Below are 18663 nucleotides of genomic sequence, written 5' to 3'. Positions count from 1 at the left end.
TTGGAATAACAGGAACATTGGAAAAAGCCTTTGCAGCAATTGCTGCAAAGGCTTTTTTATTTCTTCCGCTTCATGGTAAGGCAATGCGCTTTGAAGAGCAGGGTGTTTATGTCGTAGTTCAGAAAGAATTTAAGAAAGAGCACTTTAAAGCATAACCATGCCTAAAGATTCCCGTTAAATAGGCTTTGAAGCTGGCATCCTTACATTCTTGAACTATAAATCCTGTACGAAATGAACAAGTTAGTATGGAAAGGCAAAGTTCTGTTACACGTGCTTTTGGCTTTTATAGCAGCTGAGCAAGAGAACTAGGATCACTTATGTCTAAAAATAGGGCATGCAGCATAACGCTACGTGCGGCCCAGGTTAGCACTGTACCCTCACGTTTAGTGTGGGTATTTTTTCGTTCTATCCAGAAGCTTTTTTTCCTGGAAGCCTAAGTATGTGCCTTGCCATCCATCACGCCAGTGAAGATGATCTTTACCAGGCTCTCAAACACGGTTTCAGGAGTCTGTGGCAGCTGGTTCATGAGTTCTTCCGGAACTTGCTGCGTAAAGGAGGGGTTCAGAATGGTTTCCAGGGCGCTGGCATACAGCAGAACGGCCATGGCGCGCGGAACATCTTTTCGTATATAGCCCTGTCGGGCACCTTCTTCCAGCAAAGCGTTAAAGCGCAGAAAAGCTGCATCGGCCTTGTACTGCTGTAGTTCCTGCCAGGCAGCGGGGGCGTTCTTCTTGATGTCCTTTACAAAGGAAGGGTTAATATCGTGCAGTTTAGTGCCCACATAGCTGAAGATCTGCCGGGCCTTTTCCGGGAAATCAAGGGTGTTGTTTGCCAATATTGTTTCCACTTCCTGCTGTATGTCCTGCCCATGGGCGCGAATCACCATGCTTAGCAATTCCTCTTTTCCGGAAAAATACTGGTAGAGCGTTTTCTTGCTCATGCCCAGCTGACGCGCAATATCAGCCATTAGCACTTTGCTGTAGCCAACGGAGAAGAAAAGCGCTTGTGCCGCAGCAATTATTTTATCGCGAGGGCTTACTGTTACTTCCATAGGAAACTTAATCTTTCTGTTTAGTTTCCTGCAGCTCGAAAATTGAGCCTCTTTCGAGGCAAGGAAGCTACTGCAGTTGAGCAAATTTAAAAACTTGCGTCTAATATCCTATATAAAAAGAATGGTGTAACATGAACTATTCCTCTGGCGCCCCTGGAGTGGCTTATAGCACAGTTATGGTGGAAAGGGCTGTTGCCAGCCAGGGATAATCCTGAAGACTTGGGAGTACATTTTCCCCAATATCCCTTAAAGCAATGGGGGAGCACCGATTGCACCCGGAGCTTATGCGGTAACACTAATTGCACTGATATATAGCTTATTTGCTATAATATAGGTTGCTTCTTTTTGTAAAATATTTCGTTTAAGTGGCTTGACTTTTGCCTCATACCCCTTTACTTTGTGTCAAGTACTTTCCTGAAAGGTGCAATTAAATACTGACGCGAATAGCTGCGAAGTGGTACGGAATAAACGGAAAGAGCTTACACAAGTACATGCAGGTTTTCTTACGCTAAACAACATTTAACTGGTTCTCCATGGTGGACATCATTAATTTCGTGGCCCTGTCAGGTATTTTCAACGTTTTGTTTTTTTGGTACGCATCCACGAAAATGAAATCAAAGGCAGATCCAATCAAGACTTTTATTGTTTCCTTTGTCTTTTCTGTTCCGTTGAGCCTTCTGCTGATCGGGGTATATACTACCATGTTGGTTTATGCCGTAAAGCATGGGCTGAGCGAAGATGCCATGTGGGAGTATATGGAGCAGGAAGAGTTGCAATAATCAGAACGTTTTACTTTTATACCTCTGAAAACGGAAGCCACCCACGGGTGGCTTCTTCTTTTTTTAGTCAGTCTGTTTTGACTAGGAGAGTATGTGCAACTCGTCGCGCTTGATGAGGGGGGTGGCGGCGTAGCGCTTTTCTTTGGGGCCGTTCTCCAGCTTTAGCACCCCACGGGGGCACACATGGGCACAAATGCCACACCCCACGCAGGAAGCCCGGATGATCGGTTTTCCCTGCTGCGCGTAATGGCGTACATCGATTCCCACCTCACAGTAAGTAGAGCAATTGCCGCAGGAGATACACTGCCCTCCATTCGTCGTGATGCGGAAGCGGGAGAAGTGCTTTTGGAGTATCCCCAGGTAGGCCGCCATTGGGCAGCCATAACGGCACCACACCCTATTGCCCATCAGCGGATAGAAACCGACACCCACCACACCGGAAAAGATAGCCCCGATAAAAAAAGCATAGGTAGCCGAAAAGCCCCAGGATAGCCCTCCTAAAATGCTGCCGCCGCTCCAGGAGTTAAGCCAGAGCAACAGTGTGGTGAGGATAATAAAGCCCAGCACGGAGTAAACAATAGCAACTTCCCAGCGCCAGGCCTTGCGGCTGTTGTCTGACAAATGGCGGTAGGGGTCACCGGCTGTTTCGGCGAGTCCGCCACAGCCGCATACCCAGGAGCAGTACCAGCGCTTGCCATAAAAATAGGTCAGGATAGGGGTGGCGATGAAAGTGAACAGGGTTCCCCAGAACACCATGAACACGCCCAGCGCAGCACCGTTGTCGATGAGGTAATCAATGGTGCTCGGGAAAAGGTAGTCGTACTTGAGGGGCCAGAAATAGTTGAAGTAAAATTCCGGCTCATTCAAAAAAAGCAACAGTGCCGGTATCAGAAAGGCAAAGCACAGCTGAAAGAACATGAGAGACAGTGTACGGATGATGTGGTACTGGCTGTTGCGGTACTTGAGCAGCGCATGGACCCCCATGATCAGAATGGCGAGGGTATAGAAGGTGCCGTACAAAAACCACTGATCAGCAGGCCTGTCCCGGAGCCACAGACTGAGTGGGTCCATTGCTTCAATAAGCCCTTGCAAGGCTGCCGGGTACCAGTACAGCAGCACATAAAAGCCCGTCAGCACCACGCCCAGCACCCAGGCAATCGTGCCTCTGCTGGTCATGCCATTTTGCCAAACGCCGTCGTTTTGCCCCGCCACTGATTTTTGGTTTCTAGTTACCCAGATCCAGAGCAGGGCTCCTATCGTTACGGCGGCAGTACCTCCCAGCCCGGTTACAGCAGTGGGAAGGGCGTCTATACTGAAAACCGTTACCAGCAGTGCCAGTAAGCCTAAGCTTACAAGTAACAGGCCAATGGTTTTTAAGGCACCTCCGGAACTTTCTGAGTTAAAGGGTGGGGTATATGTAGAGGTAGTCGTGTGCATGTTGTACTGTTTTAGCAGTTTTCAGTGTCAGAAAACAAACCGAAGCGGTGCCGTAGCTTCCACCAGTTACCGGGTTTGGCTGGCGCTGTTTTTTCCGGAAAGCGTTTCAGGTACTGTCGCTGTAGTTCTTGCTCGTAGCGCTGGAAAAACTCGGGGTCGAAATTGGCGGCCGAGATTTCTTTTATAACCTCGTGAATCGTGTATTTGTTCTGTAACCAGTGGTGGCAAAGGTCGTGGCGGTAGCGTACGCTTAAAAGAATTACTCCTCTCAGTTCCGCAGACTGCCGGTTATAAATCAGCCGGATAGACTTTTTCTTCGCCTCGTGTTGCCAGTACAGCGAGTCGAGTTCATCCCCTAGCGCACTGGGTACTAACCCGTAAGCCTGGTACTCAATGTCAAAGAACTTGGCGGAGTTAAACCAGGGGCCACGGCGGTAAGGACTACGCTTGCCCAGCAGGTTTTTCGCTAGGGTCTCCCCATGCAGGCGGGCCGAGTACCATTGCTGTTCTATTGTCAGGGCCTTTGCCTCTGGTTGCCGAAACTGGGCGCAGTCGCCCAGGGCATAAATCTGTGGCAGGTTTGTTTCGAAGTACTCGTTTACCAGGATGCCCCTGTCCAGGTCCAGGCCAGATTCCTCTAGAAAGGCGACATTGGGTTTTACACCGGTGGCGATGCCTACAAACTGGCAGGGGAGTTCTTTCCCGCGCTTTGTCCTGACCCTCTGTACGCGCCCCTGCGCATCTGGTAAGATCTCCTGCAGTTCATCCTCCAGCAATAGCTCCACCCCATGTTCCTGGATGTGCTTCGTTACAAGACGGGCTTCGTCCTCGGGCAGCACGCTGTTCCAATAAAGCTTGTCGCGTACCAGTATGGTTACCGCAATGCCCCGGCTACGCAGCATTTCTGCCATTTCTACCCCAATCAGGCCGCCGCCTACCAGCACCGCCTCCTGAATCCCCTGGGTGTTCTCCTCCATCTGTTCCAGGTCCTGCAGGCTTACCAAACCTTGTACGCCCGCGATGTCCTGCCCCGGCCAGTTATAGAAGGCAGCCACAGAGCCGGAGGCAATGGCCAGCACATCGTAGCTGAGGCGCTCGCCGCTTTGCAGTTGTAGTGTTTTGGCCTGTGCATCTATCCTCAGCACCCGGTCATGTTGCTGCTCCAGCTTTTTCTCTCTAAAGTACCAGCCCGGGTAGGGCAGGATGTCCTCGTAACGGAGGTGCCCCATGTACACGTACATCAGGGCCGGGCGCGAAAAATGAGTCGCTGATTCGGCGGACACCAGCGTGATGCGGCACTTACTGCCGAAGCGCACCTGCTGGGCAAGCGTTATACCGGCGATGCCATTGCCAATGATAACCAAATGCTGCTCTTCCTGCATGTTTGATGTTTTGAAGGCCTGTTTAACTAGAATTGCGCCTGAAGGCAAAGGAAAAACTTTATGCCCTCCGGTCCTTTTACAAAGAACGCTAAAATATACTTGATATGGTCTTTATTGTTGGACTTGCGAGGGCATTGCTTGCTTGGGGAGTAAAGGCAGGCGAACCGGTTGGGGACGAAAGGGACCAGTTTAGGGAGCCTTCTTATATTAATGACAGCTTGCTAGACCAACATACCACAGTCGGTCTTAGGGAAAAGAGAAAGGCTGGTGCAAAACCAGCCTTTCTCTTTTTAGCTTTCTGTAAGTTTTAGTGGCTACCGGCACTGCTGCCAACGTCCGTACCACCGTCCTGCACGTCGGCACTGCCCCGGCTGCCGCTTTTCTGTGAAGGGGCTCCGCCCACCTTGCCTTTCAGTAGTTCTTCTTCATCCACCTTTTCCTGCTTCTGGGCAGTTGGATGAATATTCGGAACAGAGTTTCCTTCGTTGATCGTTTTATTAACGTCTTCGTTTTTTAGCTTATCGATATCTTTATTCTTATTGTTGTTGCTCATGGTTCTTATGTTTTAAATTTTTAAAAAAACAGGGAGGCCAGGTTAGTCTCCCTGCTTGATGTCCTTTTACCGCCTCTTGTTAATAGCGATCTCTGCCGTGATCGGATGGGTTACGGCTAGCGTTGTTCTGATACTGGCTGCGTTCAGGATGGCGGCTGGTATAATTGCCATGATAACTGCGGCGCTCTCCGCTCTGTGGCTCATAATAACGATTCCAGTCAGGGTCATAGTTGCTGGTACCGTCATAGCCATAGCTTAATGAACCCGCCATGTTTCCGTAATTGTCGCCTCTGCCCGTACCATAGTTGTCTGGCCCGTAGTCCCCATTAAAATTGCTCGTGCCGTATCTGTCCTCATCCGCTATGCGGCTTCTGACGCTTCGTATATCAGCATTCCTTCCGTTAGGGTTGCCGCCAAAACGCGTGCCGTAGCCACCGCTGTTTGGTCGGTACTGCTCATCCCAGTTACGGCTGTCTCCGCTATCGCTGCGATATTGGTAACGGCTGTCACGGGTATAATCGTCGTCGAAGTTGCTGCGATCGGACATGCGATTGCCACCGTTGTAGTTGCGGTTGTAGTCGTTGTTATAGTTTCGGTTGTAGTCCCGGTTGTAATTGCTGTTGTAGTTGTCACGGCCTCCGTTGCCATTATTGCGGCGCTCATTCCAGTCCCAGGTCGATTCGTTTCGGTCCTCGCTCGAATTATCCAGCCGGTAAGAGCCACGGTATCTGTCCTCATCTACAGGGCGACTTTGGCTCCAATAGTCGTTTCCCCGGTCTCTGTTATTTCTTCTGTTATCCCTATCGTAGTCTCTTCTATCATTCCAGTTTGTTCTGTCCATGTTTGTTCAGGTTTTGGTTATACTTTTTTAACGCATGAATTCACCTTGGGTTTAGGGTCAGAGAATGAGGATATTAACCTATTGCCTACTCGAATCCGTACAAAAAGGTAATTACGATCCAAAAACTAAACTGATAACTATGAGAGACGACAGAAGAGACAACTATAACTACGGTAACTTTAACCGGGACAACGATAGAAACAGAAACGACAGAAACAGAGACATGGAGCCGCGCTGGGCGCACGGGCATCACCACGGGCAGAACTCTGATCGCGGAAACTATGTGCGGGACTCGCACTTTAACAGGGGCTATGGCGATAATGCTAACAGCCAGTACGGTGATACCAACAGCTTTAACAGCAACGCCGACCAAAGCCAGATGTACCCACAGGGGCGCTTCCAGGCAGGCGGCGCTACTTATGCAGGGGATGACTATACCCGTGGTAACAGAGGTAGCTTTAGCGAGGATAATCCTTTTGGTATGACTTATATCGGAGACGAAGGATTAAACGCTGGTAAAAAGTATGACCCAAACGTGGATTACAGCGACAGGGACTATGACGACCTCCGGCAAAAAGGCCGACCGGATTACCGCTATGGGCTAGCCGATGAACGTTTTGGACATGACGTACGCAGAGGCCAGGACGAGAGCAACTGGTCGCGTGGGTCGCGTAGTGACTATGAGTCGTATCGCCGGTACGAGCACGACAACGATATGTATGACAACGATTACAGCTCCAGCTATGGTGCGCGTAACTACAGCCGCGATGTACCGCACTATGGCGAAGGGCAGTACTATAGCAACATGGAGCGTTGGGACAGAGACAACCGCCGTTTTGGCCGCCCGGACGACCGTGACAGGAACATCCGCAACCGGGACGAGAGGCGCTAAAGACCTCTTCCCTAAAAAATGATCTGATAATTCAAGCGGCACCCAAAGCTGGTGCCGCCTTTATAAAAAGAAGCTATGCGAAACGAAAGAGATATGAATTACGGCAACTTTAGCCGCAGCTATAGACAGGAAGGGCATAATAACCACCGGCACTGGCGCTTCCATGGGCGTGAGCACGCCCACCTGGGCGATACCTACAACGAGCCGGGAGAGCATTACAGGTTGCAGAAAAGCCAGCAGTACGGTCGTGAAGGTGGTAGAGCGGGCACCCACGATGACCGATACCGCGAAATGTACGATACGAGCAACTATACTTACCAGCCCCGATCAATAGATTACGGTTTACCACGGGGCGCCGAGAACGACCTGGACAGGGTAGAGTATTTCCCTTACCAGGAAGGTCCTTATGCTGGCCGCCCTCGTAACTACACGTATAAGATGGGCTATAACCCGAACTACGACAACCCCGAGGAAGGCGACCGCTACCGCGACTTCGATAGCCGTGGTAACCATGGGTTCCGGCATGACAGAGGGTACAGCAGTGATGGCGGATTCTCAGAGTTCGGCGACGACCGTTATGGGGATCCGAATGATGTGAGTACACATTACTACGGACATTTTGGCGGATACAACCGTTAAGATTTCCTTCAAGATAAAGTGTAAGTAGAAATGGCCAGAGCAGTTCACCTTGCTTTGGCCATTTCTACTTTTGTGCGGGACGATAAACCCCTTAAAATACAGACAGGTTATTGAAATGCTTAGGAGCTAAAGTACTTTCCGTTCGCTGTAACAACAGCTGGGGGTAAATTAAAACCTGTCATTACTCTCATGCCAAGATCTAAGACCTCGTGCAGGATACCTTGTTAGCGCACTTTTCTGGAACGTTTGCCCGGGTTGAGCGTTATAGTCTTGCTACTTGCTGCTACCACCTGCACGCATCTGTTAAATGAAAGTGCTGTCTGAGGTGCTGTGGCAATTCCTATTTTATTAAAAGTGTATGTTTGAATCAGGAGAGCTTGCCACCTTGCTTATTTCCGTTTTGGCTGGAATTATGCTGGGAATTCCCACCGGGCCTGCCCGTTTCTTTGTGGTGGATACCTGCATCAAGGAGGGGAAAAGGGCTGCCTTGCAGGTATATGGAGGATTAATGACGACAAAGTTCTTCTATGCCTTTGTAGCCCTTTTAATCATTAACCTCCTTACCTTAAGCAAAGAAGTGGAGGCTCTTGTTTACCTGATCGGTTCCTTTGTACTTATTATCTGGGGGGGCATCATCATTGCTAAAAGCAGGAAGGACAGCGGCGATGCGATAGAGCTGAGCGTAGATTCCCTGTATAAGAAAGGTTTCCTGGTTGGAATAAGCAACCCGGCTATTCCCTTTATTTACCTAGGCTTCCTGCAGGTCATCAAGGCCTATACAAAGGAAACGTCCACAATGAAGTATGTTATCGATATCCTGACTTTCGAATTTGCCAGCTTCCTGACCTTAGCCCTGGTTTCCTGGCTGCTGCTCCAGGAAAAAAGCAAGCTACTGCAGCACTGGGGGAAAGTTAAGTTTGCCATGGGCCTGCTGATTGTCAGTATCGGCACCTACCAGGTTTTTCAGCATTTAGAGTTTAACAACGGCATCCAGTTAAAAGACAGTGAAAGCATGTTGGAAAAGCAGGCTGAGACGAAAAGCCTGCAATAAGCTGCGCTGAAACAATACTGTCTCAGCCCTCTACCTTTTGCCTGTTAGCGCCTCTCTCAAACTCTCTTCCTATCTGATGAGAGCTCTTAAAGTGTTGGCACGCTGAAACAAATCGTTCGGGAAGGCGGTACATATACATAAATTTCCATCTGAGAAAAGCCGTAGCGTATGTTTATGCTGCGGCTTTTTGTTTTGCCTCAGAGTAATCATTTTGCTTCCGTATCCCCAAAAGACTCTCTTCCTGCCTGCGCATTCGGTATAGCTGCAGCTGGTTTTCCCTGTTCCTTGCATCCCCACGCTACCCTGCCATCCATATCGTTGTTGTATTCGGGTAAAGCCTGAAATTAGACCCAAATGCTTCGCAGTTGTGCTGATAAAATGTACTGCTTTAGCTCTTCTTATATGAGGAGAAAAAGGTGTGTCGCTTTCTGCAGGCTTTGGACAAACGAAAGATAAGCATAGCGGCTTTAAATAGTGCAAGATGGTGTCGTGTAACTGATTGAGGAACACAGCGTTTTATTATAATATGTGCTTATTGTAATAAAACAAACTTATGAAACACTTGTACCTCAACCATGTTTTTAAACTCCTTGCCAAATACTGCCTGTTTCTTTTAGCACTGTTTCTACTTGCCTCGGGGCAGGGTTTTGGACAAAGTGCACCGGTCCCGTTTTCTCTAGCGAACAGAGATTACTACGAAAGCTTCGATAATATCAGTAATTGGGGAAATAACTTCCAGAGCGGGGCAGGGGCGAGTCATTATGGGGTGGCATCAGCCCCTTTCACAGCACTGCCCACAGCGCCAAACCAAACAGGTGTGTTTACCAATGGTTTTACAGGCGGGGTGCAAAAGGGGGCAGGAGGCATTATGCTGTTGGCAACAGGTACAACAGCCGGCGAGAATGCTGCAGCTTTTGACCTGTACCTCGACTTTACGAGCACCACTGCCGGTATTATTGATGTAAAGTGGGAGTCCAGAAACAACGGGAACACCGGCAGTAACAGGCAGGCCCTTTTCAAGGTGCAGACAAACACAGGCCCAGGGGGAGCCTTCGTAGACCTGCCGAACAGTGCTGTAACCATTGCGAATTATACCCCTGCCAGCGGAACAATTCAGGTAAAGCTACCTGCTGCGTTTGATGGAAAAGCAGACGCCCGGGTGCGGTTTTATCTGGTCACCACGCCGGGTGGGGACACGGGCAACCGGCCTAAATTTTTCATCGACAGGGTCGTGGCCACAGCAACCCCTATCCCCACCCACCTCCCCAAGATCACCACGTTACAACCTAGCTTAACCCAGTATGAGGTCACCGAAATCTCCGGAAGCAAACCCTTTGAGGTGCCCTATACCTATAACGGCACTTTTACCGGTATCTGGAAAGCACAGCTTTCGGACAGGAACGGCAGGTTCTCCATGGATCTGGACGAAAACATCATTGGTACCAGTGGGGCGGCAACAGGCGTAGTACAGGCCCGGATACCGGCAGGCACACCTTGCGGGACCGGGTACCGCATCCGGGTCCTGAACACGGAACCGCTGAGATACGGCATTCCGTATGGCGCTGACCTTCGTGTTGTTTACCCTTATGAGGTGAAGGTTACACCGGTCAATGCGCAGACAATCAGCTATCCTAACGGAAAAGGTAATACACTTACGGCAAGCTCCTCTTTACCCGGAGAGTCATCGTATGCCTGGAAGTACGCGACCTCGGCTGATGGCCCCTATGATCATACCATCCCCGGGCTTACGAGCAGCTCTTATACGGTGGACCCTACAGATTTTCCGGGCCCCGGCACCTATTACCTTGTCGCAACGGCAACAAGCCCTTGTGGGGCAGTGGGTATGAGTGAACCAGTTATAATAGAGTTACAAGGACTGGTCGTGTTTCCCTCCGCCCTGTCCTTTGGTGAGGTAAGTGTAGGGCAGGAGTCGGCCCCGCAGTTGTTTATGCTGGTGGGGCGGGGGATCCAAGGCGATGTAACGATTGTGCCTCCCCCCGGTTTTGAACTGTCTGTAGTTGGTGAAGAGGGCTTTACCAGTGAACCTGTCACCTTAAGCCCAGAGAATGGAATTGTCAGCGCGACTATAATGGTGCGTTTTGTACCTGCTTCTGCGCAGGTGTATGATGATGCGATTGCCTTGAGCAGTAAAACAGTGTTTGGCGGCTTTAGTAAAACCGAGGTATTGGTAAATGGTACCGGTGTTGTCGGCAAACCCGTGCTCACAACCGCGGGTGTGACCGATGTTACTGCCGCTAGTGCCGTTAGTGGTGGCATTATCCAATCTAGCGGCGGGTCCCCGATCACAGCCAAAGGGATCGTGTGGAGTCCAGTTCCCGGGCCAAGTCTGGAGGAAAACGCAGGTAGCACAACGGAAGGAAGCGGCAGCGAAAGCTTTAGCAGCAGGATGGATGGCCTGGAGCAGAACACCCTTTACTATGTAAGGGCCTATGCCACCAACAGCTCGGGAACTGCCTATGGAAACGAAGTACAATTTACGACCTTGCCGGCCGCTCCTACGGAACAGGCGCATGACATTCATGGAACCTATGTGGGTGCCGAACGAATCACTATTGCCTGGACGAATGGAAACGGAACAGGCCGGGTAGTGAAGGTAAACACCGAGAACGACTTTACAGACCCAGCGGACGGGGAAGAAGTAAAGGTAACGGGCAACGTTTATAGATCGCAAGGAGAGCAGGCCATGTACAGGGGTGGGGACAGCAAAAACTCCTTGACGATAACAGGATTGGAGCCGGGCACGGCGTATTGGTTTAGAATTTATGAGCTGAACAATGCTCATGACAAGGTCCGTTACAATACGAGTATCGCCAATGACAACCCGGTGTTAATCAGGACCATTACCCCGCTTCCGGTAGAGTTGGTACGTTTCCATGCTTCGCTTGATGGGATTAACGCAGTAGCCCTGGAATGGGAAACCGCCTCGGAGTTGAACAACAGCCACTTTCATGTCGAGAGAAGTACCGATGGGAAGCACTTTAAAACAATAGGCCGGGTAAAAGGGGCTGGCACTTCGGCAATACCTCACCAATATACTTTCTCTGACACAAACATACCCCGTGGCACTGTCTATTACAGGCTAGCACAAATTGATTTTGATGGTACAAGCACCTATTCTTCCATTAAAAGTGTAAGGAATGTCGGTAGCGATGGTGTTGCCTTTAAAGCCTATCCCGTTCCGACGCAGGATGCACTGCAGGTAGCAAACCTGGAAAGCAGGGATGTTCAGCATTATACTGTACTGAATCTGGCAGGAACGACCCTGCTCCACAAGAGGTACGGGCAAGCAAACAATTCCAGCTTTTCCATAGATGTCTCTTCGCTGCCGGAAGGCCTTTACTTCTTGCAGCTGCGCACAGCAGAAGGAACACACATGCTTCGATTTGTAAAGTCTGCTTTATAAGGGAAGGATTGAACTGCCCCAACCATGGTAAGGCGTCTGAATAAGAAACGCCGCCCCAGCGGGGCGGCGTTTAGTTAACAAACAATTAACTAACTAACTCTTTTTGCTGTGGTGGGGCAGCGGCATCTTTTTGTAGCTTGCTGTGCTTACGACCGTACAGAAAGTAAATCCCGATGCCTACAGCCATCCATACGATGAGGCGCAGCCAGGTATCAAAACCAAGGTTTAGCATCATGTACCCACAAATAGCAATGCCCAGGAGGGGAACCAGCGGTACAAAAGGCGTTTTAAAAGGGCGTTTGAGCTCGGGGTTCGTGCGGCGCAGCATGATAATGCCCGCGCAGACGATCACAAAGGCCAGCAGAGTCCCGATGCTGACCAACTCGCCCAGTAAACCGATTGGGAAAATTCCCGCCACTACGGCGGCAACCAGCCCGGTGAGTACGGTGGTGACGTATGGCGTGTTGAAGCGCGGGTGCACCTTGCCGAACATGGCCGGCAGCAAACCGTCGCGGCTCATGGCAAAGAAGATGCGCGGTTGTCCCATCAGCATCACCAGCACCACGGAAGCCAGGCCGGCCACAGCGCCAACGCCTGTTAAGAAGTAAAGCCATTTCAAGCCCGGGCCAGCGGCCTGCAGGGCTACCAGTACCGGATCCGGAACGTTCAGGGTTTTAAACGACACCATACCCGTCAGCACCAGCGACATCAGCACGTACAGCAAAGTGCAAACACCTAAAGAGGCCAGCATCCCGATCGGCATGTCGCGCTGCGGGTTTTTCGCCTCCTGTGCGGCAGTACTTACCGCATCGAAACCGATATAAGAAAAGAAAACAATGGCCGCTCCGGCCACTACGCCTTGCCAGCCATAGCGTGTGCTACCATCGGTCAGGATTTCCTTGGCGGGGATAAAAGGCTCCCAGTTCGCCGCATCCACATACTGAAAACCAAAGCCGATCACCAGCAGCACGATGGCTACTTTCACAAACACGATGAGGTTGTTGAAGCGGGCTGACTCCTGTATTCCCACGACCAACAGGGCCGTCATCACCAGAATCAGGATGATGGCAGGCAGGTTAATAACCGCACCTGTAGCGGTAAAAGAGCTGCCGTCATAGGCGAGAGGGGCGGCGGCAATGGCGGCGGGCACTGTAATGCCCAGTGATTTTAACAGGCTTACGAAGTTGCCGCTCCAGCCTACAGCCACCGTGGCAGCGCCAAACAGGTACTCCAGTATTAGGTCCCAGCCAATGATCCAGGCAATGAACTCGCCCAGCGTGGCATAGCCATAGGTATAGGCACTCCCGGCAATGGGGATCATGGAGGCAAACTCGGCATAGCAAAGGCCTGCAAACAAGCAGCCCAGCCCGGCAATAAGAAAGGAAATGACAATGGCGGGGCCAGCCGCGTTGGCAGCAGCGGTGCCGGTGAGAACAAAGATGCCCGCGCCGATAATGGCGCCAACACCCAGTAACGTGAGGTTAGAGGCGGTAAGGGTGCGTTTCAGCCCATGCTCACCGCTCTCCGACTCGCTGATTAACTTATCGACAGACTTAGTCGCAAAAATATTTTTAGCCATAAAATGGTTCGTTTAGGTAATGGTTTTTGATGATGTTCCTGTAAGTGCCTGTTGCAAGAGGACAAAGGGCATGAGCTGTTTTGCTGCCAGACGTCTTAGCAAGAGAACTTAGAAAATGCCATGAAGAACCATTGCCTAGGGAGCATTGGGGAGTATCCTGAATCGTTCCGACAGGGTAGCGCTGGCCCGTATCGCTTCACGTGGCTTTGTGCATTTGCCTGTGCAGATCCGAAAAAGAAGGCCAAGCGACAGGATGAGGGCAGGAAGAGCCGGTTTGATGGGGGGAGGCACAAGCTGTGGGCCAGCTTCCTCCAGCCAAGCAACAAAAGAATCGCCCGTCTCCTGGCTAATTTCTGCTGTTGCTGTTTTTTCCTTAGGTTGCTGCACCAGGTACGGCTCCCGGTGCGCTCTTAAAGAAACAGAAAGGCATAGCAGGGCTGCCCACAGCAGTAGGAGCAGTAAGTGGCATATACCTTTCGTCTGTTTCAAACTATAAAGGCTTCTTGGATTAAGGGGCGTGTATCGTAGCAGTTGCCTCCGGTTTATGCAGCTTGCTGTTGCGGTAACCATAGGCAAAGTAGATGATTAAACCCAGCATCAGCCAGGCCAGGAACCGACTCCAGTTCGTGATGCCCAGTTCCGTCATCAGGTAAAGGTTTGTGAGCAGACCCAGTACGGGGATCAGCGACAGGTTGCGGGTAACGGTCAGGACGGTGAGCACAGTCGTAACCAGCAGGAAACCCAGCATCGGGAGTTTGTGCTGTATGGCTCCCCAACCACCTTCTAAACTAAAGAAAGCACTCAACTCCGGCCTGTTATAGACAAACAGGAGCACAGCGCCAAGCAGCACAAGAAGAGGTAACGTGTATTTTCCGTTTATGTAAGGCACCCGGAAGCCCTTATGCGCCGCCGTGGCTACCTTCTGCTTTTCCTCCAGCAGCAGAATACCGCCGCACACCAGTACGAAGGCAAACAGCGTCCCGATGCTGGTCAGGTCCGTTACCTCCGTCAGGTTCATGAACAGGGCCGGCACCGCCACGACAAAACCCGTCACTAGCGTAGCGAAGGAAGGGGTTCTGTACTTTGGGTGAATACGAGAGAAAATACCAGGCAATAAACCATCGCGGCTCATGGTCATCCAGATGCGGGGCTGCCCGTACTGGAACACCAGCAGCACGCTGGCCATGGCCACAATGGCACTGACAGCCACAATCCCGGCAATGACATCCAGGTTTACCCGGGAGAACACATAAGCCAGGGGATCACCCACGGCCAATTCCTGAAAAGGAACCATCCCGGTGAGGATAAGCGCGAGAATCACGTACAGTACCGTACAGATGACCAGGGCGAAGATCATGGCGCGGGGCAGGTCGCGCTGAGGGTTCTCACACTCTTCGGCGGTTGTAGAGATGGCGTCAAAGCCAATGTAGGCAAAAAAAACTGCCGAAACGCCTTTCATGATGCCTGCCAGGCCGTTTGGGGCAAAAGGGGTCCAGTTGGTCGGGCTTACGTATAAAGCACCTACCGTAATCACCAGCAGGATAACGAGCAGCTTGAGCAGCACCAGGAAGTTGGCAGTGCGCTTCGACTCCTTAATGCCAATGTACACGAGGTAGGTGATGAGGACTGTAATACCTAAGGCAGGCACATCCGCCACCAGCTTTATGCCGCCGATGCTGGGAGCCTGCTGCCAGGCAAGGAAGGCCTCCTGCATGTTACCTGGTAACTGGGACATGGTTTGCCCCTGAGCCAGCAGTTTCAAAGCAGCATCATAGCCCCGGGAGGCACTAAGAAAGTCCATCGTGAGGTATTCCGGAATGCCCAGGCCCACTCCCTGCAGGACGGCCGTGAAATAGTCTGACCAGGAAATAGCTACGGCAATGTTTCCGATGGCGTATTCCATCAACAGGTCCCAGCCAATGATCCAGGCTACTAACTCGCCGAAGGAAGCATAGGCATAGGTATAGGCGCTGCCGGACACTGGAATGGTGGAGGCAAACTGGGCGTAGCACAGGGCTGAAAAGCCACAGGCGATAGCGGTAAAAATAAACAGGAGCGACACACCCGGGCCACCAGCCGCACTGGCATTGCCAATGGTGCTGAAGATACCTGCCCCAATGATGGCGGCGATGCCAAAGGAAACCAGGTCTTTCAGGCGGAGCGTGCGCACCAGATCAGTTCCATGGATGTTGCCATCCCTTTCGTAGTCAGCCAGCAGTGCCGTGGCACTTTTTCGGCGGGATAAATTTTGAAACAGCTTTCGCATAACCGGCTGTCATACAGCCATCTGTTGGTTTTGGTATTGTGTATACGTTAAAGTGAAAGGGCCCTGTCATCCACAATTTAAGCAGGCACACGTTTAAGTTGTGGTAGAGCAGCAGGCAGTATAATCAGCGGCACTTTCTCTATTTTCACTGAACTGCTGTCCAAACCAAACCACTTGCTTTCCGAGCTAGCGTAACGCTTGATGTTGAAGTACCATTCCATGATGAGACGCTCCCGGAACGGTAGGTCATTCTCGAAGGATAGGAACTTCTCCAGTACCACGAAGCGGAAGTCGCCGATGAGGTGCTGCCTGTTCAGGGACGGGTAACGGCTCGTGATGTCAACTTCTCCGTTGGCAACAAGCTCTTCCACTACTTTCCGGAAAAACAGGTTGATGCGCTGTTCCACCCGGAAGCCGAGGGTAAAGTCGATGCGGATAACGTCTCCTTCCGCGATCTTGCACACTTTGTACTCCGTTGTATAAGGCTCATCCGAGATATCCACGTGCACGAACCAGTAGATGTCAGTACGCTTGGGGCGTTTCTGAAAGATAGAGTAGATCACTTTCGACTCGATCTCCTTTGTACTTGATGCACTCGTCATAAACACCAGGTGGGTGGCGTACTTCGGTATTGTTTCGTCTGCGCTCAACTCTTTCAAAGCGGGCAGGTAGTCCTTTAGCCGCACATACTCTGTGAGTCGCCGCTTTATATGAAAGGCGTTGAGCCAGATGTACATGATTGCCAGCAGGGCCCCGGCAATAAGCAGCGAGACCCAGCCTCCATGTGGGAACTTACTTAAGTTTGCGACTAGAAAAGCTCCTTCTATGGAAATATAAATAGTTAAGAACAAGGATACTAGTGTCATGGACCTGCACTTTGTATAGAGGTAATAGCTCATCAGGATAGTGGTAGAGAGCATGGCCATGGTAATGGCCAACCCGTAGGCGGCTTCCATGTGCTCCGACTCCCGGAAGTACAACACCACACCCACACAGCCCACCCATAAAAGCCAGTTGATACTAGGCACATACAACTGCCCCTTCTGGTTGCTGGGATATACCAGTCTCACCCTTGGCCATAGGTTAAGGCGAATGGCTTCGCTGATCAGCGTAAAAGAACCTGATATAAGCGCCTGGCTGGCTATGATAGCGGCAACAGTGGCAATGGCAATACCCGGAAGGACAAACCAGGCAGGCATGATGCCATAGAAGGGGTTCTCTTGCAGCAGGCTACCTTCTTTTGTCATCAACCAGGCACCTTGCCCCAAGTAGTTTAACAGCAGACAGGTCTTCACGAAAAGCCAGCTGAGCCGTATGTTTGGTCTACCGCAGTGCCCCAGGTCAGAGTAAAGTGCCTCGGCTCCTGTCGTGCACAGAAACACAGCCCCCAAGAGCCAAAACCCTCTCGGGTAATGGGCCAACAGGTTGTACGCATAGTAGGGACTTAAGGCCTTGAGGATCTCCGGGTGATGTGCAACCGAAACAGCGCCCAGTGAGCCTAACATTACAAACCACAGCAACATAATGGGGCCAAAGGCTTTCCCCACGATCTCCGTTCCGAAACTCTGCATCAGGAACAAAGCCGTGAGGATGGCCAGCACGATGGGCACAGTGGGAATGTCCGGGTACAGGATCCGTAGGCCCTCAATTGCCGAGGAAACAGAGATAGGCGGGGTAATAATGCCATCGGCCAGCAACGCGGCACCTCCCAGCATGGCCGGAACGATAAGCCAGGGTGCCTTACGCCTGATCAGCGTATAAAGCGAGAAGACCCCGCCTTCGCCATTGTTATCCGCTTGCAGCGTGAGTAATACATATTTAACGGTTGTCTGGAGTGTCAGTGTCCAGAAAACACAGGAAATGCCGCCATAAACCAGGGCTTGGGAAATAGGCGCATCTCCGATAATGGCCTTCATCACGTACAGCGGCGAAGTACCGATATCGCCATAAATGATGCCGAGCGAGATCAGCAAGCCCGCCGTGGTTACGGCGCTGGCTTTTGTTTGAAGTTTCATCCTTTGTAAAAACTAAACAGGAAAGGCTAGGCCTGCTTGCGTACTCTCAGGCGCTGCTTCAGCACATTGAGGACAGGGGGAAGCATGGAGACGCCGATGATGCCCAATACCAAGAGCGAGAAATTGTGCTTCACAAGCGGCATATTCCCGAAGAGGTAACCGATCATCACGAAAAATACAACCCACAGCAAGGCACCCAGAATGTTGAAGTAGAGAAAGCGGCTGTAGTCCATTTTGCTCATGCCCGCCACAAAAGGGGCGAAGGTGCGCACAATCGGCATAAAGCGGGCATAGATAATGGTTCGCCCCCCATAGCGGGCATAAAAGCGCTCTGCCTGTTGTAAATGCGCTTGCCGCAAAAACCAGTAGTCCTTGTGGTAAAGCCGGCCCCCGAGCTTACTGCCCGTCAGGTAATTAAAGGAATCGCCCAGGATGGCGGCTGTAATGAGCAAAGCCATCAGGAGCAGGACATTCAGGCCCGAGGAGGGCAGGGCCGCCAGGGCACCCAACGCAAACAGCAGGGAGTCGCCGGGCAGGAAGGGGGTTACAACCAAGCCCGTCTCACAAAAGATGATCAGGAACAGGATCAGGTAAATCCAGGTTTGGTACTGCCGTAGCAACTCTACCAGGTGGAGGTCTACGTGCAAAATAAAGTCGAACAGGTGCTGTAATAGCTCCATATACTGCCCTTGCGGGTAAAAAATGTAAAAAAAGGATAAAGGACCGCTGTTCCGCTTCACTTAAAGGGCACAGG

General features: G+C 51.2%; 16 protein-coding genes. 6 read left to right on the top strand and 10 right to left on the bottom strand.

Features of this window, described 5'->3' with window-relative positions; genetic code table 11:
• Positions 1-17: 17 nt before the first annotated feature.
• The gene (locus CHB92_RS25715; protein WP_179222947.1) at positions 18-155 is read left to right on the top strand and encodes a hypothetical protein; all 138 of its coding nucleotides are present in this window, start codon (positions 18-20) and stop codon (positions 153-155) included.
• A 278-nt stretch (positions 156-433) separates the two neighbouring features.
• Here CHB92_RS25715 and CHB92_RS03580 read toward each other — a convergent pair whose 3' ends face one another.
• A complete protein-coding gene (locus CHB92_RS03580) occupies positions 434-1051 on the bottom strand; it encodes a TetR/AcrR family transcriptional regulator (RefSeq protein WP_089317791.1) in 618 nt (205 codons plus the stop codon).
• A 533-nt stretch (positions 1052-1584) separates the two neighbouring features.
• On the opposite strand from CHB92_RS03580, the gene CHB92_RS03575 reads away from it, so the two are divergent.
• Positions 1585-1830 carry a hypothetical protein gene (locus CHB92_RS03575; protein WP_089317790.1) on the top strand — a complete coding sequence of 82 codons (246 nt, stop codon included), beginning with the start codon at positions 1585-1587 and terminating at the stop codon, positions 1828-1830.
• Between the two features lie 81 nt (positions 1831-1911).
• On the opposite strand, the gene CHB92_RS03570 is transcribed toward CHB92_RS03575, so the two are convergent.
• The 4 genes from CHB92_RS03570 to CHB92_RS03550 all read right to left on the bottom strand — a co-directional run bounded on the left by CHB92_RS03570 (position 1912) and on the right by CHB92_RS03550 (position 6043).
• On the bottom strand, positions 1912-3267 hold the full coding sequence (locus CHB92_RS03570; protein ID WP_089317789.1) for a 4Fe-4S binding protein: 1356 nt from the start codon (positions 3265-3267) through the stop codon (positions 1912-1914).
• A gap of 11 nt (positions 3268-3278) precedes the next feature.
• On the bottom strand, positions 3279-4649 hold the full coding sequence (locus CHB92_RS03565) for an NAD(P)/FAD-dependent oxidoreductase (RefSeq protein WP_089317788.1): 1371 nt from the start codon (positions 4647-4649) through the stop codon (positions 3279-3281).
• A gap of 307 nt (positions 4650-4956) precedes the next feature.
• A complete protein-coding gene (locus tag CHB92_RS03555; RefSeq protein WP_245842266.1) occupies positions 4957-5202 on the bottom strand; it encodes a hypothetical protein in 246 nt (81 codons plus the stop codon).
• Between the two features lie 79 nt (positions 5203-5281).
• On the bottom strand, positions 5282-6043 hold the full coding sequence (locus CHB92_RS03550; RefSeq protein WP_089317786.1) for a hypothetical protein: 762 nt from the start codon (positions 6041-6043) through the stop codon (positions 5282-5284).
• Between the two features lie 139 nt (positions 6044-6182).
• On the opposite strand from CHB92_RS03550, the gene CHB92_RS03545 reads away from it, so the two are divergent.
• The 4 genes from CHB92_RS03545 to CHB92_RS03530 all read left to right on the top strand — a co-directional run bounded on the left by CHB92_RS03545 (position 6183) and on the right by CHB92_RS03530 (position 12049).
• A complete protein-coding gene (locus CHB92_RS03545; RefSeq protein ID WP_089317785.1) occupies positions 6183-6935 on the top strand; it encodes a hypothetical protein in 753 nt (250 codons plus the stop codon).
• 75 nt (positions 6936-7010) lie between these two features.
• Complete coding sequence (locus tag CHB92_RS03540) at positions 7011-7574, top strand: hypothetical protein (protein WP_089317784.1); 564 nt, start codon at positions 7011-7013, stop codon at positions 7572-7574.
• A gap of 358 nt (positions 7575-7932) precedes the next feature.
• Positions 7933-8625: a LysE family translocator gene (locus CHB92_RS03535; protein WP_089317783.1), complete on the top strand. Its 693-nt coding sequence runs from the start codon at positions 7933-7935 to the stop codon at positions 8623-8625.
• Positions 8626-9178: 553 nt separating this feature from the next.
• Positions 9179-12049 (top strand): T9SS type A sorting domain-containing protein, encoded by a 2871-nt coding sequence (locus tag CHB92_RS03530; protein ID WP_089317782.1) that lies wholly within the window; start codon positions 9179-9181, stop codon positions 12047-12049.
• An 85-nt stretch (positions 12050-12134) separates the two neighbouring features.
• On the opposite strand, the gene CHB92_RS03525 is transcribed toward CHB92_RS03530, so the two are convergent.
• The 5 genes from CHB92_RS03525 to CHB92_RS03505 form a co-directional block, all read right to left on the bottom strand.
• Positions 12135-13628, bottom strand: a complete 1494-nt coding sequence (locus CHB92_RS03525) for an amino acid permease (protein WP_089317781.1) — start codon at positions 13626-13628, stop codon at positions 12135-12137.
• A 135-nt stretch (positions 13629-13763) separates the two neighbouring features.
• Positions 13764-14117, bottom strand: coding sequence for a hypothetical protein (locus tag CHB92_RS03520; protein ID WP_089317780.1), 354 nt, complete (start codon positions 14115-14117; stop codon positions 13764-13766).
• A 19-nt stretch (positions 14118-14136) separates the two neighbouring features.
• Positions 14137-15894, bottom strand: a complete 1758-nt coding sequence (locus CHB92_RS03515) for an amino acid permease (RefSeq protein ID WP_089317779.1) — start codon at positions 15892-15894, stop codon at positions 14137-14139.
• A gap of 77 nt (positions 15895-15971) precedes the next feature.
• Positions 15972-17909 carry a KUP/HAK/KT family potassium transporter gene (locus tag CHB92_RS03510; RefSeq protein ID WP_089317778.1) on the bottom strand — a complete coding sequence of 646 codons (1938 nt, stop codon included), beginning with the start codon at positions 17907-17909 and terminating at the stop codon, positions 15972-15974.
• Positions 17910-17935: 26 nt separating this feature from the next.
• Positions 17936-18589, bottom strand: coding sequence for a DedA family protein (locus tag CHB92_RS03505; RefSeq protein WP_089317888.1), 654 nt, complete (start codon positions 18587-18589; stop codon positions 17936-17938).
• Positions 18590-18663: the final 74 nt, after the last annotated feature.

It is taken from the genome of Pontibacter ummariensis, from assembly GCF_900188175.1.
GTDB lineage: Bacteria > Bacteroidota > Bacteroidia > Cytophagales > Hymenobacteraceae > Pontibacter > Pontibacter ummariensis.
The sequence above is the reverse complement of the archived record's forward strand: the minus strand, read 5'-3'. Positions and strand labels throughout refer to the sequence as shown.